Genomic DNA, 24,839 nt, shown 5'->3' with positions numbered 1-24,839 from the left:
CCGGTCATGGGTCCAGCCCGAACGTCCAGCCGGGTGGCCTCGGGCCGTGAGCGCGGAAGTCCGGATAGGTGTACGGCGGGAAGGCGTCGATCAGCGCGGCCTGGAGCTCCAGCACGTGTGCCCGGATGACACGCGTGTCGACCTCGACCCCTATCGGGCACAGATGGCTGAGCACGTTCATCACCAGGTCGTACTGGTCCTTGCGGATGACGACACGGCCGCCCTCGCGCTCCACCTCACGCAAGCTCTCGGCCAGTTCCACGCGCATCGTGTACGCGGGCGTCGCGTCGTTCCACTGCTGGACGGCCCGTACCTGTACGGTTCCCGCCCCCTGGGCGAGCACCGAGGCCCACGGCCGGGTCGTGCTGGACAGCCGCGCGTCCGCTCCGCCCGTCAAGCGCACCGACCACACGAGGCGTTCGCCGAGCCCGGTGCCGAGCGGCCAGCAGGTGAGCAGCGTGCCGTCCGCGGCGTCGAGCACGGCGACCGTATCGGGCACGTCCCCGGTCGAGGCGACGTAGCAGCGGCCGGCGTCCGCCGTCACGGCGGTGGCGCCGGGCAGGGGCACGGACGCGGGAAGGCCGGGCGGCGCGTGCGCCGTCCCGTCCGGTCGGCGCAGGTGCACGCGTCCGCCGGCGAGATCGACGACGTAGAGGACGTCGGCGGACGGGGCGAGCGCGAGAGCCGCCGGCTCGGCGCCCACGTCCGTGAAGGTCGCCTGCACGGAGGCGGCGGCGAGATCGACGACCAGCAGGGACGACGCCCCGGGCACCGTGACGTAGGCGCGTGCCGCCCCCACCGCGAGGCCGTGCGGCGCCCCCGGCAGGCTCACGATCTGCGCGGCCGTGAACGTGGGGAGGGACACCGCCCGCAACCGGCCATCCTGCGTCGCGGCCCACAGCCGGGCGCCGCCGGGCTCGCAACGCACCGCCACCACGGGTGAGCCGAGGCTGAGGACCCGGGTCACGGTCCGGGTGACGGGGTCCACCTCGGCGACGTCCCCAGATCGCAGGGCGGCATAGGCGCGGGCGCCGCCCGGATGGTACGTCACATCGGTGGGCGCGGCGGGGAGGACGATCTGCCCGGCCACCCGGTGGTCCGCGGTGCTGACGACGGTGAGCGTGGTGTCCCCGGCGTCCGCGATCAGGAGCCGGGCACCGTCCGGCGCCGCGGCGATCGCCCGCGGGCCCAGCCCGGCTTTGACGCAGGCCCTCACCGTGCCAGTCTCCGGATCGACCGCCGACACGCTGCCCGTGCCGCCGTTCACCGTCCACACCTGACCGGCCGCGGCCGCGAGCGCGCACGGCTCCGCCCGGGCGACCCGCAAGGTGACGGACGCGCCCGCGTCGACCGTCACCGGGCCCTCGATCGGAGCGGCCGGGCCGGCCTCCTGCGCCAGCGTGAGTTCCGACCCGTCGTTGGCGACGTAGCCGAACCCTGCCGCGTGCGCCAGAGCTCCCAGCCTGGCGAGCGACGCCGTGGACGTCCCTCGTCTCAGGGTCACCGCGCGGCCGGCGCCCGCCGGTCCGTCGTCGGCGGGATCCCAGGCGGACCGCAGCTCAGGGTGCCCGGAGGGCAGAAGCGTGGCCAGCGCCGCCAGCCGGGCGGCCAGCGCCGGATGCACGCGGCGGGTCCGCGGCTGGCTTCCCGGAGGGCGGCCGAACGCGACCGGCGCGTCCACCAGGTAGACGGGATGGACGCGTTCGTCGTCGCGCAGCGGGCCGGGAGGACTCGGGCCGAGCCGGCCGGACGCCGCGACCGAGTCGCCCGCCGCCAGCTCGGCCAGGCCGATCCGCAGCAGGCGGGACGCCGAGAAGGCCCCGCCGCGGTGGCGGACCTGTACCTGGGCGAGCAGGTGTCCGGGCCGCTCGGCGCTCAGCACGACGTCCCGGAGGTCGCTCTGTCCTGTGATGCGCGCCCGTCCCTCCCCGCACGGCATCACCGACCACCGGACGGAGGCCCCCAGGGGTGGCGCCGGTTCCAGCCGCAGCCCGATGGTTTGGTGGATCAGCAGGTCGAAGCCGTTCTCCGGAGTGGCGTCACCGCCGGGACCGGCCACGATCTCCACGGACGCCGTCGAGCGCACGGCCGCGTACACGTCCCCGCTCGCGAGTCCGGCGCCCGGCCGGTGCGCAACGAAGGCGAAGCCGGCCCGCGCGGCCTGCGCGGCCAGCCGATCCGGCGGCAGTGCAGGATGGGCCAGCACCAGGGCGCGGCCGACGGCCCGCAGGTCCTCGGCCGCGGGATCGAAGCCGGCCAGTATCCGCAGCCGGCCGGCGACGCCGCTCGCCGCCAGCGCGCCGAGCAAAGTGCGCAGGGCCACTCGGGTGCCGGTCCGCATGAGCCGTGGATCGCCCGCCGCCGGAGGCTGGGCGAACTCCACCCGTGGGTCGCTGCCGTCCACGAGCAGTTCCGCCGCGAACGCCTTGTCCCGCGCGGGCGGCTCCAGGACGTCCGCTTCGCCGAGCCCGCGCCGTCCGGTGTCGTCCAGCGTGCCGCCCGCCGGGACCGCGACCGGAAGCACGGTCAGGGCATGGGTGGCCTGAACGAGGGTCGCGTCCGCGTCGGTCACCACGAACGGGTCCGCCACCCCGGCGAGCGTGCCGACGACGTCGTTGAGCGCCGCCTGCACCCCGCTCCGCGTCGGCAGCACCCAGCGGCGGAAGATGCGCAGGCGGAGCCGGTACCCCTCGTCGGCCTCGCCCAGCACCGGGTGGAACGCGGCGCGGGCCGCCGACGACAGCCGCACCTCGTCGATCGTCCCCGCGAACGTGCTCGTCGCGTTGACGCCCTTCCTGCCGATGCGTACGGGTTCGGTGTTGGCGAGGGCGCCGGAGAGCGCGGGCAGGCCGCCGGTGGCGGTGAGCGGAGCGGCGGCCACGACCTCACCGTCGACGACGAGGCGCGCCTGGCCGGCGGCGCGGTCCACCACCGCGGCGAGATGCGTGAAGCGGGCGGTGGGGAGCGGGCGGTCGGCGAACAGGTCGCGTGACGTCGTGCCGTCCCCGATGCGCAGGCGCACGTTGCGCGGGATGCCGCGGCCGAACGCGCCGACGCTCAGAGCCCAGCCCGGCAGCGCGGCGTCCGCCGGATCGGCGTGCTTGGACAGCACCGCGCCGTCACCCGTCATGGTGTCGGGCTTGACGAAACACTCCGCCGTGAGGCTCGCGGTGGCGCCGGTGGACAGCGCGGCGGCGTGCGGGACGGCGATCTCGGCGTCCAGGACCGCGAACCGCATCGCGGTGCCGAAACGGCCGGGCGACTCGGCCTGCACGCCTGCCGTGGCGGCGCCCGGATGCCCGGCGCCCCCGCCCAGATAGAGGGGCCAGGCGTCGCGTACCGAGGCACCGCGCGCGTCGTCGAGGTGGTACAGCGCGACGGTGCCGTCCTCCTGTCCGTACGGTTGCGGCGGGAACCGCGGAACGCCGAGGTCGTATCCGATGCGATCGAGTGTGGCGCCGGTCACCCGTTCGCCCACCCGGGCCAGGGCCCTGACACCGGCCACGTGCCGGTCGAGGACGTCGCGTTCGGCACCGGCCACCCACAACAACGTCGCGAGGTTGCCGAGCAGCGCGGTGACACGCCACTGCTCCGCCACGTGACCGGCGGAGGGCGGCGGCTGGGCGCGCAGGGAGCGCAGCACGGCCTGCCCCTCGTCGCCAGGGCGCAGCACCACGCCGAACGAGGTGCCGGCCACCGTTCCGGCCGGCACGGACACGGTGGCGGTGCCGGTCCGCACGCCGCCGGTGGGCTGGGGCACCTCGTAGCCGATGATGAGCGTGGCCGCGCCGGGCACGTCCGTCACCGCCGTCAGGACGAATCTCGGCTCGGGCTCGACGCCGAACCGTGCTCTGTGCTCGGCGAAGTCGTACAGGACGATGTCCGCCTCGCCCGGTCCGGCGGACGGCACCAGGGCGAGGTCCACGGTGTCGGCACCGCGGCTGAAGGGAACCGTGAGGCCGGCGGTCATCCGCCGGAGGGAGGCCGTCATCGCGGAGTGACCTCCAGATCGAGCAGCGTGGAGTCGACGGTGAAGACGGCGATCTCCGTGGGGCCCATGGTGAGGCTCTCGCCTGGACCGGCCTCCACGACGTCCGCGGCGAACGCGACCTGCCCCAGCGTGATCCGGCCGAACGCAGGAGGGCAGCGCCGCAACCGCAGGTCCTGCACATCGCTGACGCCCGGCTGCTCGACGAGGGTGCGCATGACCTGGCTGAACAGGACGTCACCGCCCAGCGCCAGGCCGCCGACGTCCGCGGCGAGCCGCTCGGTCAGCGCCCCCACGAGGGCCTGGCTGTCGTAGCCCGGCTGGGTGACGAGCCGGGCCCGCAGCCCGACCTCGATGTGGTCGGCCTCGACGACCTGGGGGTGGATGCCGACCGGCCGCACCCTGTCGATGGCTGCGGTGACCTGTTCGAACAGGCCGGTCACCGTGCCCGGCGGCTCGGTCCGCCAGGGGCGGGCGAACTCGTGGGCGACGACGACGCTGAAGAAGTACGGCTCGCCGAGCCGGCGCTCGTCGCTGAAGAGACGCTGGTCGAAGGGGAACGCGCCGAAGTAGCTCTGCGACACGTCCACACCGCCGAGCGGGTCGGACAGCAGGACGTCGACCACTCCGGGGACGGCGAGCACCGCCTCGCGCACCGCCGCCGGCGTCCACATGGTCCGCGAGCGGCCGAGCAGCCGGCCCCGGTAGGCCTCGTCGTCCTCGTGGTCGGCGCCGCCGGTGAAGGGGCGCTGGTTGGTCACCCGGAAGCCGGTCGGCGGAGCGACCCCGAGGTAGTGCCGCTGGAAGTCCGGGTCGACCTCCGTCACGGCGCCGACGGCGACGTCGCCGCCCGGCCCGGCGGCGAAGGCCCGCGCGGCGACGGTCGCGGTGTCCGCGCCGGCGCTGAGCCGTACGGTCGCGGTGGTGTGGAAGGCGACCACCGGGGCCGGGGCGACGAGGACGGTCCCTTCCGGAAGCACGTAGACGCGCCCCGGCTGCGGGTTCTCGACGGTGATGGTCACCTCGCCGGCGGCCGTCAGGTGCGGCCGGTCGAACCCGAGTTCCTCGCCGAGCCGGTCCAGGTCGTCGCCGATCGCGGAGGACAGGAACCTTGAGTAGTAGAGGTCCTCCAGACGCCGCCACAGCCGGGCGTCCTCGGCGGCGGTCACCTGGAGGATCTTCAGGAGCGGGCTGGTGGGTGACAGGTCGACGTCGTCGCCGAAGGCGGACCGCGCCCGCGCCACCGCCTCGGCGAGCAGGGTGGCGAACTCCTTGCGGACGAACCCTTGCGAGGTCACCCCGAACGCGGCCATGTCAGATCGCCACCTGGAACGGGAGCGTGTGCTGTGCGCCGTCCACCGTCAGGACGGTGACCTCGACCCGCCAGAGCCGGCTCCTGTCGCCGGGCGCCGGATCGAGTACGGCCACGTCGCGGATCTCGCGGACGCGCGGATCGCCGCCGACCGTGCGCACGAGACTGAGCCGCAACAGGTCCTGGGCGGTCCGGGCGCTGGTGGCCTGGGCGAACACGGCGGCGACGTCGAGACCGTAGGTGGTGGCGAACCGGTCGCTGCCCAGCGGTGTCAGAACCCGCAGGGTCAGCGCCTGCGCCAGGTTGGGCAGCCCGGAGACCTGGGCCAGGCGCCCGTCGTCGAGTGCGAGGTCGCCGTCGCGCAGTTCCAGGCTGTGACCGAGGCCTGTCGTGCTGGGCATGTGGTCCTCCTCGGGACGCTCGGTGGGGTTCAACGGGCACGCAAGATCGTCTGGCCGGGCGACAGCACGACGAGCGTGCCCGGCGGGTTGCCGTTGGTCAGGCCGGTCACGGTGTCGAGCAGCGCCGCCCGGCCGCCGTCGGAGAGCGTCGCGGCCATGCCGCCGGTCACCGAGACCACCGCCGTGCACGGCACGATCCCGCCCGGTGCCGGCTTGGTGCCGCAGCCGCTGATCGGCCGCCCGTCGAGGTCTCCCGCCGCGAGAACCTTGGCCCCGCCCGCGGTGAGCGTGGCTGCCCCGGCGCCGAGCTGGACTGTTCCTCCGTGACCGCAGCCGATCGAGGCGTCGGCGTTCAGGACGTTCGGCATCAGGCCACCTCCACGGAGGAGCCGCGCAAGGTGATCTTTCCGTCGGCGAGGGTGATGGACGCCGATCCGCTCTTCAGCGTGACGGTCCGGCTCCCGGCGTCCACGGTGACCGCTCCGTCGGCGGCGACGGTGACCGTCGTCCCGCTCTCATGCTCGACGACGAGCTTGCCGTCGAGGTCGGCGGGGACGTCCGGACGCTCGCCGACGTCGGGAAGGAGCTTCTCCCCGACGGTGACGCGCAGGCCCTTCGCCTGCAGTACGCGCCTGCCGGCGGCGTCGGTGAGGTCGTTGACCCCCTTGCCCGCCGGCAGGCCCTTGCCGTCGAGTCCGGTGGGCAGGCAGAGCCACCAGTCCCCCGCCTTGTTCTTCGGCGGCGAGTACGCGGGCTTCTCCGGCCAGAGGAAACCCGTGACGACGGCGTCGTTGACCAGTCCCCTGTTGTGTGCGAGTACGGCCCGCATGCCGGGCAGCACGGGCACCATCAGGCCGCAACGGTGGAAGGCGAAGGGCGAGGCCATCGGGCGGTCGTGCAACTGCGGGGTGCGATCGACCTCCGCCTCGATGCTGGGCGCGACGACCTCCGCGTCCGGCGTCTGCCCGTAGTGGAGGTTCGCCAGGTGCCGGCCGTCCTTGTACCGGGCCACCTCCCCCACGTCGATCGCGGGGCGTTCGCCGCGGACGGACTCGGCGATATCGCGCATGCGCTGGGCGACTCCCTCGGCGCCGGTCGTGCGTACCGCCTTGCGGCCCGGCTCGGCCGCGACGAGCATCACCTCGCAGGTGTACCCTCGGCGGCTGTCGAACAGGTGGCGGACCCGCTCCACACGCAGAGGGCCGGGCAGCGCGTCACGCGGGTCGTCGGGCACGAGGACGGCGGGGCGTCCCGGGCGGACGGCGGGGTCGCCGAGCACGGTCAGCTCCACGCTGGTGCGCGCTTTCACCGGAATTTTCGGCAGGCTTACGCCGGCGAGCGCCGCGGCGGCGGCCGCGGGTCCGCCGCCGTCGCCGGTGGGCGGCGGATGCGGAACGAGGTCCTCCGGGTCCTCCTGGACGTGGTCCAACGCCACGATGTCGTCGGCCGCCGTGAAGCGCAGCGGCGCGCCGGTGCCCACGACAGCGCCGATGCGGATCGTCCTGTCGCCGATGACGAGCGGTGCCCGGGCGAACTCGGAGATGTCCCGCAGCGCCTGCAGCCCGTCTCCCGCGCGCAGGCTGAAGTTCTTCGCCTCCGGCAGCCCGGCTGCCGAGGCGACGATGGTGGTTCCGTCCGTGCTCGCGGCCTTCGCCACCGCCTCCACGCACGCGGCGAGCGACCGGCCGCCCGGCTCGCCCTCGCGCACCGCCGTACGCAGCAGCTGGAACCCGGCGAGTTCCATGCCGCGCAGCTCGGTCTGCAGTTCGCCGGAGCTGCTCACGCGGGTGCGGATCGACGTGACGACACCGCGCAGGACCGGGTCGGAACGCCCGTCCGGGTCGTCGAAGTAGCCGAGGTGGAGCGAGATCGACAGCGGTTCCCCGCCCGCGAGCCCGTCGGCGTGCCGCGATTTCAGGGTCTCGACGACGTCGGCCGGCAGGTTGGTCAGGGTCGCGCTGAACGTGCTGGCCACGGCGCCGCTCAGGAGGTCGAGCCGGATGTCGGCGTCGAGGACGTACTCGCCGCCGAACACGTCGTTGGACACGCGCAGCGGCAGCAACCCTCCGGGTCCGGCCTTGTCGACCTGCAACTGGAACCAGATCACGAAGCCCATCGCGTCGCCACCCCCGCCAGCACCTCTGACCCGAACGTCCCGGCCGATCCCAGGTTGCGCGGGTCGACGACCATCGACAGCACGACGAGGGCCAGTTCGGCACCCTCGTACTCCAGCCCGGGCACCAGTTTGCGGCGCAGCACGATCCGCTCCGGTCCGGGTGACTCGCGGGTCACGGTCGCCACCATGAACGCGCCCGGCATGGGCAGCGTCAGCTTCCGGCCGCCGGCCAGCAGCGTCTCCTCGACCACCGTCACCGTGAGCGCGACCGTGTACGTGGCCGGGCCGAGCGCGAGCCGGAAGGCCTGCGGGAAGCCCTCGTCGGCGTTGACGGGCAGTCTCATGTACCTGGACAGGTCGACGCTCATGGCCTTCACCCGGCCAGGGGGGTGGTCGCGACGCGGGGCATGGGGGCGGCCGGCGGCGCCGGGCCGGACAGGGCCGTGCCCGCCGCGAGCGCGAGATCGGCGGCCTCGCCGAGGATCGCGGTGACGCTCGACCGGGGGACGTGCCGGAGGGTCAGGCTGACGTCGAGCGCCTCCCGCCTGTTGACCGACTGGGTGAACCGCAGATCGGTGATCTGCATGTCGAGGCTCACGGTCAGGCCGGACACCACCGGGATGCCGGTGACGGCGAGCATCGGCGCGGTGGCGGCCACCATCACCCGCGAGACCAGGGCCAGCGCTTCGAGCTGTTTCTTGACGAGCAGCCGGTCGGGGCCCGGCAGTGTGGCCTCGATCGCGATGGTCTTCGTCGTGGGCGCGATCGCCTGCGAGAAGCGGCTGCCCGCGATCCGCTCTATCTGGTATCCCTCGGTGATGCTGAGGCTCTGGACGTACAGCAGCGGCACGGTGCCGATGAGCACCGGGGTGTTCCGGTCGGCCATCTCCCCTCCTTCGGCGGGACGTCGTGGGTGGTCGTCGGCGGTTCACAGCCGGTAGGCGCGCAGGTTGCCGGCGCCGAGCCAGGTCCGGAACGCGGCCTTGGCCGCGGCCGGGTCGTGCCCGGCCACCGTGAGGGCGCGGGTCAGCTCCGGCGCGTCGAAGAGCCGGAGCATGCGCTGCCCGAGGTCGGGCAGCTCCGCGGCGACGTTCGGGTGATACAGGTAGATGAGGTCGGTGTAGCGGGTCGCCGCGTGGGCGGTCAGATCCTTGACGATCTGCGTCTCGGCGAAGGTCGCCGCCCCTGACAGGTTGGTCTTGACCTCGACGCTGACGCGGCCCCGGCCTGGTATCTCGGCGAGGATGTCGACGACGCGGTCGGCGCGCGGCGCCTGGAACTCCAGGGAGGTCGCGCCGAGGTCATGGACGAGCGTGCGGGCCGCGTAGAGCTCGCCCCAGCCGCCCTGGACGGCGTGCTCCATCCGGCCGGCCTTGCCGACGTTGCGTTCGAGCATGCTGTGCAGCACGTCCTCCATGCCCATGAGGTCGCGGGCCGGCAGCCTGCCGGCGATGTCGTCCACCAGCACCAGCAGGTCGGCCCGGTCCGCGGCGGCGAGGTCGAGCGCGCTGTCCCAGGCGAAGCCGCCGGTCTCATCGCTCATCCGGGCCAGGTGCTCCAGCCCTGAGAGCTCCCGGTCCTGCAGCTGCCCCAGCTGGGCGGCGAGCCGGTCGCGCTGGGCGATCCGCTCGGCGGCCTCGGCCGCGCGGCCCTGCTTCCGCAACCGGGCGGCGGCCTCCTCGAACTCCTCGAGTTCGGCCAGCAGACTCCTCCGGCCACCGGCGCGGAGCCGTTCGAGAGCGCTCCCCGCCGCCTGGGAGATCCGGCCCGACAGCTCCTCGAAGGCGGCCGTCTCCCCGCCGGCCAGCCGGTCCAGCAGCCGCTGGAAGCGCGCGGGGTCCGCGATCTCGGCTCTGCGCAGATCCAGGCCGTGCAGCAGGCCGTCGACCGCCCGCATGTCACCGCCGTGGCGGCGCAGCATCGTGAGGTAGACGTCGCCGCCGGTCTCGGCGACGAACGTCAGTGATCGCGGCCAGTACGCGAGCGCCTGCAGCGACTCCGCTCCCAGGCGCTCGACCTGGGCGGGCCGCAGCGCGCCCAGCGCGCGCGACCACGCTCCCAGGCGCTGCGCGGGGACGGCGTCCACCAGGTTCGCCAGCGATCGACGTTCCCAGCCGGTGTCGATCAGCCGTCGCAGGGCCGCGACCATGTCCTCGGTGACGCCGCCGACGGCCTCGGCCCGGCGTTCGAACCGGCGCGCCAGGGACAGCGCGTCCGCCAGCCGCTGCACGTCGGGCATGACGTTCCTGGCCTTGGCGAGGTCCCGCAGCACTTTACTCCTCGCGCCGGCCGGGACGTCGACGAGCTCGGCGAGGCGGACGATCTCGGCGAGGTGCCCCTGGGGGAGCAGTCGCAGGGCCCGCGCGGCGGCGACCTCGTCCTTGAGCATGGCGAGCTTGGTCAGCGCGGACACGAACCGCTCCAGCTTGGACAACTGGCCCGCCGCCTCGGCGGTGCTGCCGAGGCGGCGCAGTGACGACAGCACCTTGAGCAGCGCCGCCAGCCGTTCGGTCAGCCGGACGCCGCCGAGCGCCTCCTTGATCTCGCCGATGCCGACGAACCAGCTCAGGATCTCGATCGCGAGCGCGGTGGCCAGCGTGTTGGCGAGGTCACCGGTGATGCGGGCGCCGCCGCCCCGGCGCCCGTACGGCGTGCCCAGCTCCTCTGCGTACTCCAGCCCGGCCATCGCGGTGCGGATGGCGCCGTCGGCCTGCTCGGCGAGCAGCCGGAGCATCTCCAGCGCCTTCGGGTCGGGTGGGATGCTCGTGGCCCGGTCGACGACGAGCGCGAACTCGATGAGGTGGCCGATGCCCTCGATGAGCTCCGCCGGGGAGTGCGTGAACAGGTCCACGACGCCTTCGATCGTCGAGCGCACCCACAGGCTCAGACCGTTGGCGGCGTTGCGCAGGCGGCGGATCGGGTCGGGAGCCCCCGGGTCCGCTCCGATCTCCGGCAGGAGACCCAGCTCGCGGAAGAGGGCCACCACGAACCGCGGGCTCATCGGGCCCGGCGGGCGGGCGCGTCCGAGGATGAGCAGCAGGTCGATGACCGAGCCGTCGAGCGTGGCGAACAGCCGCCCGTAGGCTTCCTTCTCGCGCAGGATGGCTGCCATCGCCTCGAGTTCGGTGCGGCTGCCGGCCGAAGCGATCAGCTCGACCATGGTCCTCTTCTGCCGGGCGCTCGGCCACAGCAGCCCGGACAGGGCGGCGAGGAACGCCGCGCGCCGTTCCCACGGCATGACGGCGAAGATTTCCCGGTCCATGGTGACGATGCGCTCCAGCATGACCTCGTCGTCGGTCGTGCCGGGCTCGGTGCCGGTGCCCTCGGCCGTCAACCGGGCCGCGGCGACGTGGGCGGCGACGGCCGGATCGACACGCTCGCCCGCCGGTGTGCGTGCGAGTTCACGGCTGATGGCCGAGGGCCGCCAGGAAGCGCCGCGGCTGAGTTCGCACACGAAGCGGCCGTCGCCGGTGACGGTCATGACGACGCGGAAGTCGTTGAGCGGCAGCGTCCTGCCGCGCTCGGTGGCCTGCAGGCCGGGCACCGCCTCGGCGTCGTCACCCGCCATGACGGGAACGGTGCTGCCGAATCGGCTGATCAGCAGGTGCTCCGCCAGCGGCACCATGACGAACCGGTCGGCGGGGTGCCGGCCGCGGCGTTCCATGACGGTGAAGCCGTGCGCCCCGTAGAGTGCCCGGCCCCACTGCAGGGCTCGGGCGAGGGACGGCGAGGTCACGTAGGGGTCGTCGCCGGTCCAGATCCATACGTCCAAGGACAGCTTGATGATCGCCATGGCGGGGAAGGCGGACCGGACGAGCACGTCGCCGAGCGGCAGCCGCTCACCGCCGTCCGCGGCCTGCCGGATCGGGATCGCGACCGGGGCTCCTCCGCCGTTGTAGCCGGGCATGACCCACCATGCTCCGTCGGCGTCGGCGCCCCACGGCTCCCCGCCCGTCCCCCGTCCGCCGGCGGCCGGCGGGGCCGGGCGGTCCGCGCCGCGTGTCCCCAGCGCGCGGCGCACCCCCGCGGCGACGGCCGCCTGGACGCGCCTTCGCGTCCGCTCGTCGCCCTCGCCCGTCCAGCTGACGATCACCGGTTCGGACACGGTCATGGCCGGTTCGGCCGGATGGGTGCTCATTCGGTGACCCCCGGGGTGGGCCGCAGCCCGAACTTCACCTGGACGGTCTCCCGGTTGCTGTTGGGGTTGTGGAACTGGAACGTGAGATTGTCGGCGTCGACGGCGCGACGGTAGTTCTCCGCCAGCGCCTTCTCCAGGTTGTGGTCCAGGCTGACGCGCCGCTCCTGGATGGGGATGTCGGCGGCCTTCGGCAGGTCCACGAGGCCGGGGGGCGGGTCGGCCACCTTGAGCAGCGGCGCCTTGCCCTGGAGCGGGAACGCGAAACCGGCCTCGTCGAGGAAGCGCGCCGCGCCGGGGTCGGCGCGTGCCAGCGTCCAGAACTCGTCGCGCACCCTGTTGTAGAGGTCGAACATCTCCTGCCTGCCGGCATGCGCCAGGGAGCGGTCGCCGACCACCTTCGCCCGGGCCCGCTCCCATATCGGCCCCAGGGGCGTCTGGTCGAGGCGGCGGCCGATGACCCGTCGCACGCGCGCGAGCGCCGCCCGCGACGTCTCGCCCGCGGCGCGCGCGATGTGCTCGAGATCGACGCGCACGCGTTTTCTGCCGGGCACACGGATGTCGTCGATACGCGGAGTCTGTCCCCCCGTGACGCCCGGCCGGCTGGCCCGGCCCTCGATGGCCCCGGTCAGTTCGGCCACTTCGTCCCCGGTGGCGAAGAGGTCGGCGACCTCCTGCCCGGGCCGTCCCGCGTGCCCTTCCATCGCGCTCTCCGCGGCGCCGGCGCGCAGTTCTCTCGCCGTCGCCCGATCGGTCCAGCCCATGTCCTTGAACAGGACGTCCAGCTCGTTCAGGCGTTTGGCGTCGCGTACCGTACGGCCCGCTCTGACGTCGGCGACCGCCGACTCCAGCACTCGCGCGCCCGCCGTCCCGGGCCTCACCTGGGTGAGCGCCCGGTAGGCGACGTCGGCCTCGCGTGCCGAGAGCCGGTAGTCGCGGGCCAGCGTGGCGACCGTGACGGAGGCCCGCCCCGCCTTGTACACCTTGGCCGCGGCGGGCAGCAGTACGGAGGCGGCCAGAACGGCGCGATCCACCGTGCTCAGCTTGTTTCCGAACAGGTCGTACCCGAACGCGGCCTCCCCCGCGGCGACGATGGACCCGACGACGGGGATGAAGCCGATCCCGACCTCGATCGCGGTCTGCCACGCCGGGATGTCGATCCGGATCTCGTACTTCTCGGTGTCCGGATATGCCTGGGCGAGCAGGTACGCCTCGTACTCGGCCGGGTGGGCGGCGAGCCAGGCCTGGAAGTCGGCGGCGACGCTGGTCCTGGTGAAGTCCTCGTGGTGCATGGAGGCGATGACGTCCCGCAGGAACCCCCTCCCGATGAGGTCGCGGACGGCACTCTCCTGCGCCGATTCCCACACCAGGTAGCCGACGCCGCTCTCGCGGTCCTCGATCGTGTAGGGCTCCCGCACCCGCCACACCCGCGTCTTCAGGAAGTCCAGCGCCTCGTCGAGCTTGCGGCCGGCGGCCTCCCAGTGGGTCTTCGAGGCGGCCTCCGCGGTGACCTCCCGGTCGCGGCGGAGCTTCTCGGCCACCTCGGCCCTCACCTCCGCCTCTACCCGGCCCACGTAGAAGCGGGACCACACCTTCGCCGGGTCGTACCTGACGAGCGCGTCGTCGGCCTGCCGGTCGAGCCAGGCGAGGTAGTCGGCCAGCGACGCGCCCAGCCGGAGCTTCTCGGCCTGCGGGACGACGTCCGCCGTCCGTTGCATGGCGCTCGCCAGCTCCAGGAACCGGGTCCTGGCCGATACGGGTGCCGGCCGGGACGCCTCACGCAGGGACGCGCTCCACAGCGCCGGCCCGGTCTGGCGCAGGAACTCAGGAGTGCGGTGGTGCTTCTCGATCCAGGTGTGGTAGCGGCCGAGCGCCTGGGCGGTGAACTCGTCGTCGGGGCGCACCCCGGAGACGTAGGCGAGCAGTTCGCGCAGCTTGTCCAATTGTTCGGAGCGCGGCCGTTCCACTCTGCTCGACGTGTACCAGAGCAACCCGCGCGTGGGCCCGTGCCGAGGGGCGTACAGTGACCCGCGCTCGACGACCGCCACCTTGACCAGGGGATCGACGTAGATGAGCGCCTCCGTGTAGGCCCTGACGACCCGGTCGGGCAGATCCGCGGGCAGCAGGCCGGTGGCCTCGATCACGCGGTCGAGCATGGGCAGGGCGAGACCGCCCGGCCCGAGCACGTAGTCACGCGAGACGTCCTTCTGCAGGTGGGGCCCGAGCCACACCTCGACCCGGACGGTGTCGCCCGGCATCAGATAGCCGGCGTGCGGGTCCATCCGCCGCTGGAGATCGACGAGGTGGTCATCGGCGTCGGACGGGACCTCCCGGCCCAGCGTGGCCCAGCGGCCGCTGAGCCGCATGGCCTGCACGACGCGCATCAGGTCCACCGGCGCGAGGCGGAGGAGGATCCGCAGCACCTCCCTGGCCTCGGCGTCGGTCACCGCCCAGTCAGTGATCCCGGTGCCGAGCAGCTCGGTGATGCGGCGCAGCGCGGCCTGCTGCGCGGCGGGGCCGGTGACGGCCTGCGGCGCCGGACGGGCGGCGTTCCGCTGCGTCAGCGGGACCCGCACCGGCCGCGCCGGGCCCTGATAGGACATGATGCGGTAGCCGCCGCCCGTGGGCTCTCCGCCGGAGGCCGGCGGCTCATACGGGGCCACCGGTACGCGGGAGGCGCCGGCCGTCGCGGGCGACGTGCCGGAGTCGTCACCGGTGACCCCGGCGGGGCGAGCGCCGGCCAGCGCCCGCGCCGCCTGCTCCGCACGGCGGGCGACCAGCCGCGCCACGGCGTTCTCCAGGCGCGTCAGATCCTCGGCGGTGGGCGTCCCGACCAGCCGGATCCGGATCGGCACCCGCACCTCGGCGCCCGGCGTGCCGGTCACGCTCTGCCCTGCCGCCGGAGCGCCACGTCGAGCTCGTCGAACACGTGCCTCGCCACGGCGCCGACCTGCTCGTCCGAGAGCGCTCCGACCACCTCGACCTCCACCGGGAAGTTCCAGACCACCCGGGTAGCCCCGCCCATCTGCGAGAACACCGCCTCGCTGCCCGGCGCGGGCACCACGTACTCGCCTTCGTGCACCAGGGCGATCCCGGTGCGTTCGACCCTGCCACCGACCTCGAAAGCCGGCATGACGAACAGGCCCTCGCCCTCGTCGGCGCCGTCGGCGGCCTCGCCCGGCCAGGTCATGACTCGACCCCCGGGCTCAGTGACATGCAGGTGAAGCTCGCGCTCGGCGCGCCGTCGATGACGACGTTGCTGGGATTCACCGACGTGATGACGCACCGGCTGAACTTGAGCGACTTGAACGACCAGTCGGTGCCCTTCTTCTCGGCGACCGTGATCTCGAACTCCTGGCCTTTCACCGCGAGTTCGGTGAGGTCCGCCACCACTGTGCCGATGGCCTGCACCGTCATCGTGAACGTGAAAGTCTGAGGCTGGCGCACGTAGCCCAGGTTGTCCGCCTCGATCGAGTGGATGACCAGGTGCGGCACGTTGAAAGTGGGCGTGAACTGGGAGATCGGCGCGACGACGGTATTGCCGAGGCGGATCTCCAGACGCGTGTTCCAGTCGGGCATGGCCGCTCCTAGACGAAATTGAGGGTCAGTGCGATGCGGTGGATCGCCCCGGCGTAGTCGATCGACACGAGGATCTGCGTGACCCTGTCGGCCTGGGCGTTCTGGATGGCCTGGAGCTGGGCGTCGGTGAGCGCCGCCGGGTCGGCGTCCAGCAGGGCGAGCACCGGGATGTCGATCGCGTAGCCGTCGATGACCTCGTCGCGCACCGCCGGGTCCAGGACGGCCTCCATCTGCGCCACGAGCGCTCGCAGCCCGGTACGGCTGATGCGCAGAGTGCCGATGGCCCTGATCAGGCGGGCCTTGAGCCTGAAGGAGATGTCGTCGACCGTCCGCCGCACGTCGATGAACTTCATGCCGCCCGGATTGCCGGTGTACCCCTCGCCGAGGTAGACCCCTCCGCCGGGGATGAGCACGGGATCGACCAGCCAGTTGATCCCGTTGCCCTTCGGCGGGTTGCCGAACTCCTCGCTCGAGTTGATCGCGTCGATCTCGGTCGCGCTGAACGGCGCGCTGGTGATGGCCACCTGCTTGAGCAGCATCGAGATGTGCGGCGGATAACCGGCGATCGTGCCCGCCACCGCCGCCGCCGCGTCGTCGTCGCTCTTGTGGGCGACGTACACCATGCGGTCGCTCACGAGCTTCCCCTTGCCCGTGACCAGCGTCGCGTCGGACACGCCCTTGGCCAGCATGGCGACGCCCATCCGCTCCTTGCCCTCTCCGCCGGTGTCCGAGACGCGCGTGACGTGCTGGGCCAGCTTTCCGATCGCGCCGTTGTCCGCGCCGGACGCGTCGTCGAGCGGGGTCCCGGCGATGACCACGAACTGGACGTCCAGTTCCTCGACCGCGGCGAGCGCCGCCCCGGGATCGGACAGCGGCTTGACCGCGTCGCCCGCCGCCTTGACGGCCCACACCTGGCCGGGGCCGGGGCTCTGGCCGAACAGCGTCGTCAGCGCCGCCGTCAGCAAGGAGTTGAGCTTGACCCGGTTCGGCTGGGTCTGGGTCGGGTCAGGCACCGTCGCAGGGCCGAACAGCTTCGCGGCGGCCGACGGATCGGCCACCGCCACCGGCTGGTCGTCGGTCCCCGACGGGGCGGTGCCGATGACGGCGATATTCCCCGTCGCGCGTACGACCGGGGAGAACATGTCCACGTTGGACCTGACGTTGACGTACCGGACGGCCATCACATTTCCCTTCACTTTCCCGCGGACAGCACCGTCAGTGGAACATCTCCTGGAGCTTGCGGCGCAGGGCCTGCCGCTGCGCGGCCGTCATCGGCCGGGGAACCTCCGGCTCGGTGACGGAGACCTCCGCCTCGGAGGCGGCGGGCGCCTCCGGCTCGGCGGCGTCGGCCTCGGAGTCGGGGTCTCGTTTCCTGGACCGGGTCATGCGTGGATCTCCTTCCTGGCTTTCGACGAGCTTTCGGGCGTCCGGGCGCGGGACCTACGGCGGCACCGTGATCGCGAGGATGTCCTGACCGGCGAAGAACGCCGTCAGGTCGGCCTCGGCGAATCCGCTCGCGGCCACGGCGTCCGCGGGGAAGACCAGCACCGGGGCGAGCGGGGCGAGGACCTCCAGATCACCCAGGTCGCGGGCGTAGGCGAGATCCCGCTCGGCGAGGTCGCGCACGAGCGAGGCGGAGCGGAGCGCCTCGGTGACGTCGACGACGTCCCGCATGAGCAGGGCCAGCTCCAGCCGCACCCTTCGCTGGTTGGCGGGGTCGCCGGGGTCGAACGGCGGCGGGTCCGCCTGCTTGATCTCTCCGAGCAGGTGGCGGTAGGCCCTCCTGAGCTCGTCGACGGTCTCAAGGCGGTGCCGCGCCATGTAGCCGGCCAGGTCGAAGTAATGGAACTTCGCCTCGAACTCGGCGAGGGTGGTGAACTCCCCGATGTCGGCGAACGTGATCGACTCGATCGCCCCTCGGTCGAGCTCCAGCACGAGGGTGACGGCGAGAGCGGCCGAAAGATCGATCCACTCGGGCGGCGTTCCGGCTTCGCGGCCCTCGTACCGGACGTCGGTGCGCGCGTGGTCGGGCGACGTACGGGTCCAGGTGCCGGTGAGCAGCCGCGGCCTGAACAGCGGCCGCTGGAACCGGGCCCCGAGCACCTCGACCTCCAGGACCTCGTGCACGCTGGAGGCCGGCAGCCCGTACAGCGTGCCGACCAGCTGCCGGACCCTGGAGAGCCCCTGCTGGCCAGGAGGGAACAGCAGATCCTGTACGCCGCAGGTGGCGTGGAGCTTCAGCATCAGCGCATCGGTGAAGGCGCTCACCCGGCGCCGCCCTGTCCGGCGCGGCGGTCATCACTTCTCAGCATGTCCGCACCTCTCCACCCGGACGGGGTGTGCGATAGATGACGGGGGCCGCGGTTTCCAGGCAGGGATCAGCCCATCGGGAGGGGGAGATGTGATCGATCACTGCCGCTTGAACACTACGTTCCTTGCGGCAGCGACCCCCCTAGGGTGCGGCCTAGGGAAATCCCTAGAAGTGGGTCCCGCCCGGCTCGTCCCGCCGCTCTCTCGCAATCGTGGGTACGGTGGGCACGCCGCGATTCCCGTGCCTGCGGAGCGTCGTCCCAGTTCGAGGGTGCGACGCGCACTAGCGTCGGATGCCATGAGGATCGACGGGGCCCGTGTCCTGATCACCGGTGCTTCCTCGGGCGTCGGCGCGGCGACCGCGCGGGCGATGGCCGCCGCCGGGTCGCGGCTGGTGCTGGCCGGACGTGACCGGCAGCGGTTGCACGCGGTCGCGGCCGAAACCGGCGGGCGGGCCGTCGTCGGCGACGTCACGACGGACGCCCCCGCGCTCGCAGAGCAGGCCGCCCCCGTCGACGTCCTGGTCTGCAACGCCGGAGCGGGGTGGGCGGGGGCCTTCGCCGGGATGCCGCTCCGGGAGGTGGACGAGCTGGTGGCGGTCAACCTGACGGCGCCGATGGAGCTGGCGCGGCTGCTGCTGCCCGGGATGATCGAGGAGCGCCGGGGACACGTCGTCTTCGTCTCCTCGATCGCCGGCGCCGTCGGGGTGGCGGGTGAGGCGGTCTACTCGGCCGCCAAGGCCGGGCTGGTCGTCTTCGCCGAGGCGCTGCGGGACGAGTTGTCGGAGTTCCCCGGCATCGGGGTGTCGGTGGTGTTCCCTGGCGTGGTCGCCACGCCCTTCTTCGACCGGCGCGGCGTCCCGTACGACCGCCGGTGGCCCCGGCCGATCCCGCCGGAGCGGGTGGCGCGCGGCATCGTGACGGCGATCCGGCGCGGCAGGTCCGAGTGCTACGTGCCGGGCTGGCTACGGCTCCCGGCGCGGCTGCGCGGCGCCGCGCCCGGGGCGTTCCACCGGCTGGCCCGGCTAACGGGCTGACGGTCAGTGGTCGCGTACGGCGCGGAGCGACTGCTGGAGCGAGCCCAGCGTGGCGAAGATCGCGGTGGGCTCGTATCCGCAGTGGGCCATGCAGTTGGCGCACCTGTCGTCGCGGCCCCGGCCGTAGGCGTCCCAGTCGGTCTCCTCGACCAGCTCACGGTAGGTGCGGGCGTATCCGTCGGCCATGAGGTAGCACGGCCGCTGCCATCCGTACAGCGAGTACGACGGGATCGCCCACGCCGTGCACGGGAAGTCGACGCGGCCTTCGAGGAAGTCGAGGAAGAGCGGCGAGTGGTTGAATCGCCACCTGCGGCGGTTGCCGTCGGCGAAGGCCTGGCGGAACAGGTCGCGGATCTCCGAGACGCCGAGGAAGTGGTCCTGGTCCGGCGCCTTCTCGTAGGCGTACGCGGGAGAGATCATCATCTGGTCCACGGCCAGGTCGTCGTTGAGGTAGTTGAGCACCTCGATGACCGTCCGCGGGCTGTCGGTGCTGAAGAAGGTGGTGTTCGTGGTGACGCGGAAACCCCGCCGCTGGCATTCGCGGACGGCGGCGACCGCCTCGTCGAACACGCCTTCCTTGCACACGGCCGCGTCGTGACGCTCTCTCAGGCCGTCGATGTGGACGGTCCAGGCGAAGTACCTGGACGGCTCGAACTGGTCGATCTTCTTGGGGATGAGCAGCGCGTTGGTGCAGAGGTAGACGTACCTCTTGCGTGCGATCAGCTCCCGGACCATCTCCGCGATCTGCGGATGCATGAGCGGTTCCCCGCCGGCGATGGACACCATCGGGGCGCCGCTCTCCTCGATCGCCGCGACCGCCTGCTCGACGGGCATCCGGCGGCGGAGCACGTCGGCCGGGTGCTGGATCTTGCCGCAGCCGGCGCAGGAGAGGTTGCAGGCGAACAGCGGTTCCAGCTCGACCAGCAGCGGGAACTTCGAGCGTCGCCGGAGCTTGTTGCTCAGGATGTAGCCGGCGACACGCAGACTCTGGCGGATCGGGATCGTCATGGCTGGGCGTCCTTCGGCAGGGTGAAGCTGATGGATTCGTCGGTCGTCACGGGGCCGAGCCCGCGGAGCGCGTTCTCGGCGGTGTCGACGAGCGAAGGCGAGGTGGAGGCGCCGGCGGTGAGGACGACGGTGCGGGCGCCGCGGAGCCAGGCGAGCTCGATGTGCTCCGGCGCCTCGACGAGCCGGGCCGGTGCGTGCCGGGTGGCGGACTCCACCAGGTTCCTGGTTTCCGGGGAGCCGGTGGGCCCGATGACGAGGACGAGGTCGGCCCGGCTCGCGGCGCCGTCGAGGTCCGGTGACGCGCGGAGCACCGTCCGGGGGGCGGTCGCCGCGGCCCAGCGGGTGAGGGCCGGGCCGACGCGGCGCAGCACGCGGCGGGCCGTGAGCGCGTTGCGCACGGTGGCCGGGCTCAGCAGCGGGGCGGCGGGCGTGTCGACGACGACCCGGACGGCCGCCACCGGACGGCCGGCGGCCGCGCGGGCCAGCGGGCCCGTCTCCATGTCGACGGCGTGCGCGCCCCGCTCGGCGAGTTCGCGCCCGCGGGCTCCGGTCACCACGTGGTCCACGGTCAGCAACGAGCCGGTCCGGGCGCGCAGACCGGCGCGCGCCAGTTCCCCGGCGAGCAGCGGCGCCGACGGGCAGGCGAGAACCCGGTCGCCGTAACGGATCTCCTCGGCCACCAGGACGTCCCCCGCCCGCAGGCCGGGGACGAGCGAGCCCGCGAAGCCCGTCACGGCCAGCGCGTCGAACTCCGGCAGGATGGCCGCGACGCGCGCGGCCCGGCGTGGCCCGAGCCCTGTCCGGCGCAGCCGGACGTGCACCGGGGAGCGGCACAGGCCCCGCCTGACGGCTCGTGCCTCCATGCCCAGGGCGGTGCAGATCAGCAGGGCCGTCATGGCGCCTGCCCGCAGGCCCGCAGGTAGCGCCCGAGGGCGTTGACGGGGAAGACGAGCCGGTACAGGTGGTAGTTGATGTAGAAGTCGCCCGGGAATCCCGTCCCGGTGAAGTGCGGTTCGTCCCAGGTGCCGTCGGGGCGCTGGTGCTCGACCAGCCAGCGCACGCCCGCGTCCACCACGGGCGACCGCTCCCCGGCGGCGAGCAGGGCCATCAGCGCCCACGCCGTCTGCGAGGGCGTGGAGGCGCCGCGTCCGATCCACGCCGGGTCGGTGTAGGAGCGCAGGTCCTCGCCCCAGCCGCCGTCCTGGTTCCGGTGGGACTCCAGCCAGGCGACCGCCCGGCGGACGCATGCCGCGTCGCGACGTACGCCGGCCGCGACCAGGGCGGGCACCACGGCGCCGGTCCCGTAGACGTGGTTGGCCCCCCAGCGGCCGAACCACGACCCGTCCGGCTCCTGCGCCTTGAGCAGCCAGAGCACGGCCCGGCGCAGCTCCGGCGAGCCGGGCGGGGACTCCTGCGCCAGCGCCTCGACGACGTGCGCGGTCACGTCGGCCGACGGCGGGTCGATCACGGCCCCGAAGTCGCAAAAAGGCAGTTTCGTGCAGAGCGTCCTGGTGTTGTCGGCGTCGAAGGCCGCGAAGCCTCCGTCACGGGAGGCCATGCCGGTCATCCACCGCACGGCGCGGCCGATGGCCGGTCGCGCGTCCGGCCGGTCCGTCCGGCCCAGGGCGAGGACCACCTCGGCCGTGTCGTCGATGTCGGGATAGAGGTCGTTGTCGAACTCGAACGCCCAGCCGCCCGGCGCCAGCCGGGGCCGCCGCACCGCCCAGTCGCCCGGCCCTCTGATCTCTTCCTCCAGCAGCCAGTCGACGGCCTCGGCGACGGCCGGATCATCGTGGGAGACACCGGCGTCGAGCAGCGCGTTGACGGCGAGCGCGGTGTCCCATACCGGGGACTGGCACGCTTCGAGCCTGCGGCCCCGCTCGTCCCGGATGGTGAACCGGTCGAGGCCCCGGAGCCCGCGCCGCATGATCGGATGGTCCAGGTCGTAGCCGGACAGGTTGAGCGCGATGAGCGAGTACACCCAGGGCGGCTGGATGCCTCCCCAGGAGCCGTCGGCCTCCTGCCGCGCCACGATCCACTCGGCGGCCCGCCTGATCGCCGCCTCGCGCAGCCCTCGCACGGGCCGTCGTTCGTAGCGGACCAGCAGCCGGTCCAGGCCGTGGAAGAACCCGTCCCAGCCCAGCCCGCCCCGCCTCGGCACGGGACGGCCGGTGCGGAGCTCGGCCAGGTCGAACGGGAGCGGGCGGACGGGCCGGCGCGCGCTGACGATGGTGAGCGGGACGATCGTCTGCCGTGCCCAGCAGGCCCAGTCGTAGACGTTCAGCGGGAACCACGACGGCAGGAACATCAGCTCGGGCGGCAGGACCGGCAGCCGCTCCCAGGGCCACTGCCCGAACATGGCCAGCCAGATCCGGGTGAAGACGCGCGCCGACTCGATCCCGCCAGATTCCCGTACGAACGAGCGGGCGGCGCGCATGTGGGCCGCCTCGACGGGGTCGCCGGCGAGCCGGAGCGCGGTGTAGGCCTCGACCGTGGTGGAGAGGTCGGGCGGGCCGCCGTGGAAGGTGGCCCAGGTGCCGTCCGCCCGCTGTTCGGACCGGATCCAGTGGGCCGCCTCGGCCGTGTCGTCCTTCGCTCGGATGCCCAGGAACTCCCGGAGCAGCAGGTCCTCGGCGTCCATGGTGACGTTGGTCTGCAGTTCGCCCTTCCACCAGCCCTGCGGTGACCGGAGCCCGATCAGGTGGTCGCGGGCGGCGTCGAGGGCCAGCCTCGTGGATCGGAGCGTGTCGGCCGTGCTCATGACCGGCGACCTGTCGTGACGAGCTGCCGCCGGACCAGGCCGGCGGCGTGAAGTCCGCTGCGCACGGCGCCCTCCATCGTGTCGGGCCAGCCCGTGTCGGTCCACGCGCCGGCGAGGTACAGCCCCGGCCACCGGGTCCGGGCATAGGGCCGGCGCGCACCGCTGCCGGGCCCCTGGAAGAAGGTGGCGTGGCGTTCCCTGGTGACGAAGAAGTCGGTGAGCCGGGCCTGCCGGGCCGCGGGGAACAGCCGTTCGAGCGCGGGGACGAACTCCGCCCGGATCTCCGACGTGGGCAGGTCGATCCACCGCTGCGCGGCCGACACCGAGACCGTCAGGTACTGGCCCTCGTTCAGCCCCGCCACTCCGGTCTTGTCGAAGACCCACTGCACCGGCGAGCCCACGACGGCGGCCGACGGCAGTTCGGTGACCGTCCGGTCGTACACGGCGTGCACGTTGACGATCGGGCTCGCGCCCAGCTCATGCCAGGCGTCCCGGCCGGGCGCCGCCCCGGCGGGCACGATCCTGGCGGCCTGCCCGTGCGGCACGGCCACGATCACCGCGGCCGCCGGCACCAGGGCGCCGTCCACGACGACCGCCGGCCCTTCGGCGATCCCCGTCACCTTCGCGGACAGCCGCACCTCTCCGCCGCGCCGCTTGATGGCGTCGTGCGCGGCGGTGCCGTGCAGCTCGCCGAGCGGCGCGTCGGGGACGCCGATGTCGGCAGCGTCGGACCTGCCGAGCAGGGCGGTCCTGAACACCTTCACGGCGGGCCCGAGCGCCGCCTGCTCGGCGCCGACGTTCAGGGCGGCCTTCGCGAGGAGGTCCCAGAGGGCCTCGCGGACGGGCTCGGGCTGACCGTGCGACTCCAGCCAGCGCTGCAAGGTGATCCGGTCGAGCGCGGGGTCGGCGGGGTCCAGCCGGGCCAGCGCCAGCGCGCCTCGTACGGCGCGCAACCGGTCGGCCGGACCGAGGAGGGAGTACGTCGCCAGCGCGGGAAGCATGTGCAGAGGGCCGGGAAGCGCGGTCCGGCGCAGCCGCCCGCCGCGGCCCCCGGGCGTGAGGACGCGGACGTCGAACCGCTTCTGCAGCCGGACCTTGTCCGAGACGCCCATCCGGTCGAGCAGGCCCATGTAGGCGGTGCAGCATCGCAGGAACACGTGCTGCCCGTTGTCCACGACCATCCCGTGACGTTCGAACGAGTGCGTGGCGCCCCCCAGCCTGGGACGCGCCTCGTACAGCGTCACCGCGTGACCGGCCTCGCCCAGGGCGACGGCGGCGGCGATGCCCGCCAGCCCGCCCCCCACGATCGCGACCGGCGCCGCCGGTGAGCCGCTCATCGGCGGGGTCCGGCCACCGCGCGGACCGCGATGGCCGTCTTGCGCCAGGTGGGCAGCGACGACCGCGCGGCCAGTGCCCGGAGCGGGTCGGCGGCGATCCGGTCCAGCAGGGACCGGTAGATGCCGGCCATCGCCATCGTGCAGGCGGCGCTGCGGCGGTCGAGCAGTCTCACCAGCCGGGCCCCTTCCTCGTACCAGTCACGGGCGCGGGCCGCCTCGTGCCGGACGAGCGCGGCGAGCCGGTCCGGCGGGTCGGTGAACCTGCCCCGGGCGTCGAGGTCCAGGGTGCAGCCGAAGCGTTCGAGGTCCTTCGACGGCAGGTAGACGCGTCCGGAGAGCCGGTCCTCGCGCACGTCGCGCAGGATGTTCGTGAGCTGCAGCGCGACCCCCAGGGCGTCGGCCAGGGGCTCGGCCTTCCGGTGGTCGTCCGCGCCGAAGACGCCGAGTGACAGCCGCCCGACGGATCCGGCGACGCACTGGCAGTAGCCCAGCAGCTCGTCGAAGCTCTGGTACGTGGTGCCGCGCACATCCGCCGCGCAGCCGTCGATCAGCTCGTCGAAGGCCGGCAGGGGGATGGGATAGCGGCGGGCCGCGTCGTCCAGGGCGAGCAGGACGAGGTTCGTCTCGCCCGGGCCGATGCGGCGGAGGGCGTCGCGTACCTCCGACAGCCCTGTGAGCCGCTGCTCGCTGGGACCCTCCGTGTCGCCGATGTCGTCGATGCGGCGGGCGAGGGCGTACACCGCGCTGAGCGCCTGGCGCTTCGGCTCGGGAAGCAACCGGATGCCGTAGGAGAAGTTCCTCGCCCGGGTGCGGACAATCTGTTCGCAGAGCCGGTATGCGTGGGACAGGGTCATCC

20 protein-coding genes are annotated in these 24,839 nt (G+C 73.2%); 1 reads left to right on the top strand and 19 read right to left on the bottom strand.

The window, feature by feature from the left end; genetic code table 11:
* Positions 1-4: 4 nt before the first annotated feature.
* The 14 genes from ACIBF7_RS40180 to ACIBF7_RS40115 are packed head-to-tail and all read right to left on the bottom strand — an operon-like array spanning position 5 to position 17,799.
* Entirely contained in the window at positions 5-3,991 is a 3,987-nt protein-coding gene (locus ACIBF7_RS40180) for a LamG-like jellyroll fold domain-containing protein (protein WP_397199448.1), read from the bottom strand.
* The gene (locus tag ACIBF7_RS40175; RefSeq protein ID WP_397199447.1) at positions 3,988-5,301 is read right to left on the bottom strand and encodes a baseplate J/gp47 family protein; all 1,314 of its coding nucleotides are present in this window, start codon (positions 5,299-5,301) and stop codon (positions 3,988-3,990) included. The genes ACIBF7_RS40180 and ACIBF7_RS40175 overlap by 4 nt, the downstream gene beginning before the upstream one ends.
* A 1-nt stretch (position 5,302) precedes the next feature.
* Entirely contained in the window at positions 5,303-5,701 is a 399-nt protein-coding gene (locus ACIBF7_RS40170; protein ID WP_364233390.1) for a hypothetical protein, read from the bottom strand.
* A gap of 29 nt (positions 5,702-5,730) precedes the next feature.
* Complete coding sequence (locus ACIBF7_RS40165) at positions 5,731-6,069, bottom strand: hypothetical protein (protein WP_397199446.1); 339 nt, start codon at positions 6,067-6,069, stop codon at positions 5,731-5,733.
* Entirely contained in the window at positions 6,069-7,817 is a 1,749-nt protein-coding gene (locus ACIBF7_RS40160) for a hypothetical protein (RefSeq protein WP_397199445.1), read from the bottom strand. Before ACIBF7_RS40160 ends, ACIBF7_RS40165 begins: the two co-directional genes overlap by 1 nt.
* Positions 7,805-8,185 carry a hypothetical protein gene (locus ACIBF7_RS40155; protein WP_271277255.1) on the bottom strand — a complete coding sequence of 127 codons (381 nt, stop codon included), beginning with the start codon at positions 8,183-8,185 and terminating at the stop codon, positions 7,805-7,807. Before ACIBF7_RS40155 ends, ACIBF7_RS40160 begins: the two co-directional genes overlap by 13 nt.
* A 5-nt stretch (positions 8,186-8,190) precedes the next feature.
* Positions 8,191-8,703 (bottom strand): hypothetical protein, encoded by a 513-nt coding sequence (locus ACIBF7_RS40150; protein ID WP_271277254.1) that lies wholly within the window; start codon positions 8,701-8,703, stop codon positions 8,191-8,193.
* A 42-nt stretch (positions 8,704-8,745) separates the two neighbouring features.
* Complete coding sequence (locus ACIBF7_RS40145) at positions 8,746-11,955, bottom strand: hypothetical protein (RefSeq protein ID WP_397199444.1); 3,210 nt, start codon at positions 11,953-11,955, stop codon at positions 8,746-8,748.
* Positions 11,952-14,837 (bottom strand): pre-toxin TG domain-containing protein, encoded by a 2,886-nt coding sequence (locus ACIBF7_RS40140; protein ID WP_397199443.1) that lies wholly within the window; start codon positions 14,835-14,837, stop codon positions 11,952-11,954. Before ACIBF7_RS40140 ends, ACIBF7_RS40145 begins: the two co-directional genes overlap by 4 nt.
* Positions 14,834-15,142 (bottom strand): hypothetical protein, encoded by a 309-nt coding sequence (locus tag ACIBF7_RS40135; RefSeq protein WP_364233401.1) that lies wholly within the window; start codon positions 15,140-15,142, stop codon positions 14,834-14,836. The genes ACIBF7_RS40140 and ACIBF7_RS40135 overlap by 4 nt, the downstream gene beginning before the upstream one ends.
* Positions 15,139-15,531, bottom strand: a complete 393-nt coding sequence (locus ACIBF7_RS40130; RefSeq protein ID WP_271278247.1) for a hypothetical protein — start codon at positions 15,529-15,531, stop codon at positions 15,139-15,141. Before ACIBF7_RS40130 ends, ACIBF7_RS40135 begins: the two co-directional genes overlap by 4 nt.
* An 8-nt stretch (positions 15,532-15,539) precedes the next feature.
* On the bottom strand, positions 15,540-16,712 hold the full coding sequence (locus ACIBF7_RS40125; RefSeq protein WP_364233404.1) for a hypothetical protein: 1,173 nt from the start codon (positions 16,710-16,712) through the stop codon (positions 15,540-15,542).
* 34 nt (positions 16,713-16,746) lie between these two features.
* Entirely contained in the window at positions 16,747-16,917 is a 171-nt protein-coding gene (locus ACIBF7_RS40120; RefSeq protein WP_397199442.1) for a hypothetical protein, read from the bottom strand.
* A gap of 54 nt (positions 16,918-16,971) precedes the next feature.
* The gene (locus ACIBF7_RS40115; protein ID WP_364233407.1) at positions 16,972-17,799 is read right to left on the bottom strand and encodes a hypothetical protein; all 828 of its coding nucleotides are present in this window, start codon (positions 17,797-17,799) and stop codon (positions 16,972-16,974) included.
* Positions 17,800-18,139: 340 nt separating this feature from the next.
* On the opposite strand from ACIBF7_RS40115, the gene ACIBF7_RS40110 reads away from it, so the two are divergent.
* The gene (locus ACIBF7_RS40110; protein WP_364233409.1) at positions 18,140-18,877 is read left to right on the top strand and encodes an SDR family NAD(P)-dependent oxidoreductase; all 738 of its coding nucleotides are present in this window, start codon (positions 18,140-18,142) and stop codon (positions 18,875-18,877) included.
* 3 nt (positions 18,878-18,880) lie between these two features.
* Here ACIBF7_RS40110 and hpnH read toward each other — a convergent pair whose 3' ends face one another.
* The 5 genes from hpnH to hpnD are packed head-to-tail and all read right to left on the bottom strand — an operon-like array spanning position 18,881 to position 24,837.
* Positions 18,881-19,885 (bottom strand): adenosyl-hopene transferase HpnH, encoded by a 1,005-nt coding sequence (gene hpnH, locus ACIBF7_RS40105; protein WP_271278252.1) that lies wholly within the window; start codon positions 19,883-19,885, stop codon positions 18,881-18,883.
* Positions 19,882-20,781 carry a hypothetical protein gene (locus tag ACIBF7_RS40100; protein ID WP_397199441.1) on the bottom strand — a complete coding sequence of 300 codons (900 nt, stop codon included), beginning with the start codon at positions 20,779-20,781 and terminating at the stop codon, positions 19,882-19,884. The genes hpnH and ACIBF7_RS40100 overlap by 4 nt, the downstream gene beginning before the upstream one ends.
* Positions 20,778-22,646: a squalene--hopene cyclase gene (gene shc / locus ACIBF7_RS40095; protein WP_364233413.1), complete on the bottom strand. Its 1,869-nt coding sequence runs from the start codon at positions 22,644-22,646 to the stop codon at positions 20,778-20,780. Before shc ends, ACIBF7_RS40100 begins: the two co-directional genes overlap by 4 nt.
* Positions 22,643-23,983, bottom strand: a complete 1,341-nt coding sequence (gene hpnE / locus ACIBF7_RS40090) for a hydroxysqualene dehydroxylase HpnE (protein WP_364233416.1) — start codon at positions 23,981-23,983, stop codon at positions 22,643-22,645. The genes shc and hpnE overlap by 4 nt, the downstream gene beginning before the upstream one ends.
* Positions 23,980-24,837, bottom strand: a complete 858-nt coding sequence (hpnD, locus tag ACIBF7_RS40085) for a presqualene diphosphate synthase HpnD (RefSeq protein WP_364233418.1) — start codon at positions 24,835-24,837, stop codon at positions 23,980-23,982. Before hpnD ends, hpnE begins: the two co-directional genes overlap by 4 nt.
* Positions 24,838-24,839: the final 2 nt, after the last annotated feature.

Source organism: Nonomuraea sp. NPDC050478, from assembly GCF_044458265.1.
Taxonomy (GTDB): Bacteria; Actinomycetota; Actinomycetes; order Streptosporangiales; family Streptosporangiaceae; genus Nonomuraea; species Nonomuraea ferruginea.
Note: the sequence above shows the minus strand (reverse complement) of the source record. Positions and strands in the feature narration are given on the sequence as shown.

What these genes read in the sequence shown, in the direction of transcription:
- ACIBF7_RS40180 (WP_397199448.1), bottom strand. Translation starts at nt 3,991, where the DNA reads ATGACGGCCTCCCTCCGGCGGATGACCGCCGGCCTCACGGTTCCCTTC.
- ACIBF7_RS40175 (WP_397199447.1), bottom strand. Translation starts at nt 5,301, where the DNA reads ATGGCCGCGTTCGGGGTGACCTCGCAAGGGTTCGTCCGCAAGGAGTTC.
- ACIBF7_RS40170 (WP_364233390.1), bottom strand. Translation starts at nt 5,701, where the DNA reads ATGCCCAGCACGACAGGCCTCGGTCACAGCCTGGAACTGCGCGACGGC.
- ACIBF7_RS40165 (WP_397199446.1), bottom strand. Translation starts at nt 6,069, where the DNA reads ATGCCGAACGTCCTGAACGCCGACGCCTCGATCGGCTGCGGTCACGGA.
- ACIBF7_RS40160 (WP_397199445.1), bottom strand. Translation starts at nt 7,817, where the DNA reads ATGGGCTTCGTGATCTGGTTCCAGTTGCAGGTCGACAAGGCCGGACCC.
- ACIBF7_RS40155 (WP_271277255.1), bottom strand. Translation starts at nt 8,185, where the DNA reads ATGAGCGTCGACCTGTCCAGGTACATGAGACTGCCCGTCAACGCCGAC.
- ACIBF7_RS40150 (WP_271277254.1), bottom strand. Translation starts at nt 8,703, where the DNA reads ATGGCCGACCGGAACACCCCGGTGCTCATCGGCACCGTGCCGCTGCTG.
- ACIBF7_RS40145 (WP_397199444.1), bottom strand. Translation starts at nt 11,955, where the DNA reads ATGAGCACCCATCCGGCCGAACCGGCCATGACCGTGTCCGAACCGGTG.
- ACIBF7_RS40135 (WP_364233401.1), bottom strand. Translation starts at nt 15,142, where the DNA reads ATGACCTGGCCGGGCGAGGCCGCCGACGGCGCCGACGAGGGCGAGGGC.
- ACIBF7_RS40130 (WP_271278247.1), bottom strand. Translation starts at nt 15,531, where the DNA reads ATGCCCGACTGGAACACGCGTCTGGAGATCCGCCTCGGCAATACCGTC.
- ACIBF7_RS40125 (WP_364233404.1), bottom strand. Translation starts at nt 16,712, where the DNA reads ATGGCCGTCCGGTACGTCAACGTCAGGTCCAACGTGGACATGTTCTCC.
- ACIBF7_RS40120 (WP_397199442.1), bottom strand. Translation starts at nt 16,917, where the DNA reads ATGACCCGGTCCAGGAAACGAGACCCCGACTCCGAGGCCGACGCCGCC.
- ACIBF7_RS40110 (WP_364233409.1), top strand. Translation starts at nt 18,140, where the DNA reads ATGAGGATCGACGGGGCCCGTGTCCTGATCACCGGTGCTTCCTCGGGC.
- hpnH (WP_271278252.1), bottom strand. Translation starts at nt 19,885, where the DNA reads ATGACGATCCCGATCCGCCAGAGTCTGCGTGTCGCCGGCTACATCCTG.
- ACIBF7_RS40100 (WP_397199441.1), bottom strand. Translation starts at nt 20,781, where the DNA reads ATGACGGCCCTGCTGATCTGCACCGCCCTGGGCATGGAGGCACGAGCC.
- shc (WP_364233413.1), bottom strand. Translation starts at nt 22,646, where the DNA reads ATGAGCACGGCCGACACGCTCCGATCCACGAGGCTGGCCCTCGACGCC.
- hpnE (WP_364233416.1), bottom strand. Translation starts at nt 23,983, where the DNA reads ATGAGCGGCTCACCGGCGGCGCCGGTCGCGATCGTGGGGGGCGGGCTG.
- hpnD (WP_364233418.1), bottom strand. Translation starts at nt 24,837, where the DNA reads ATGACCCTGTCCCACGCATACCGGCTCTGCGAACAGATTGTCCGCACC.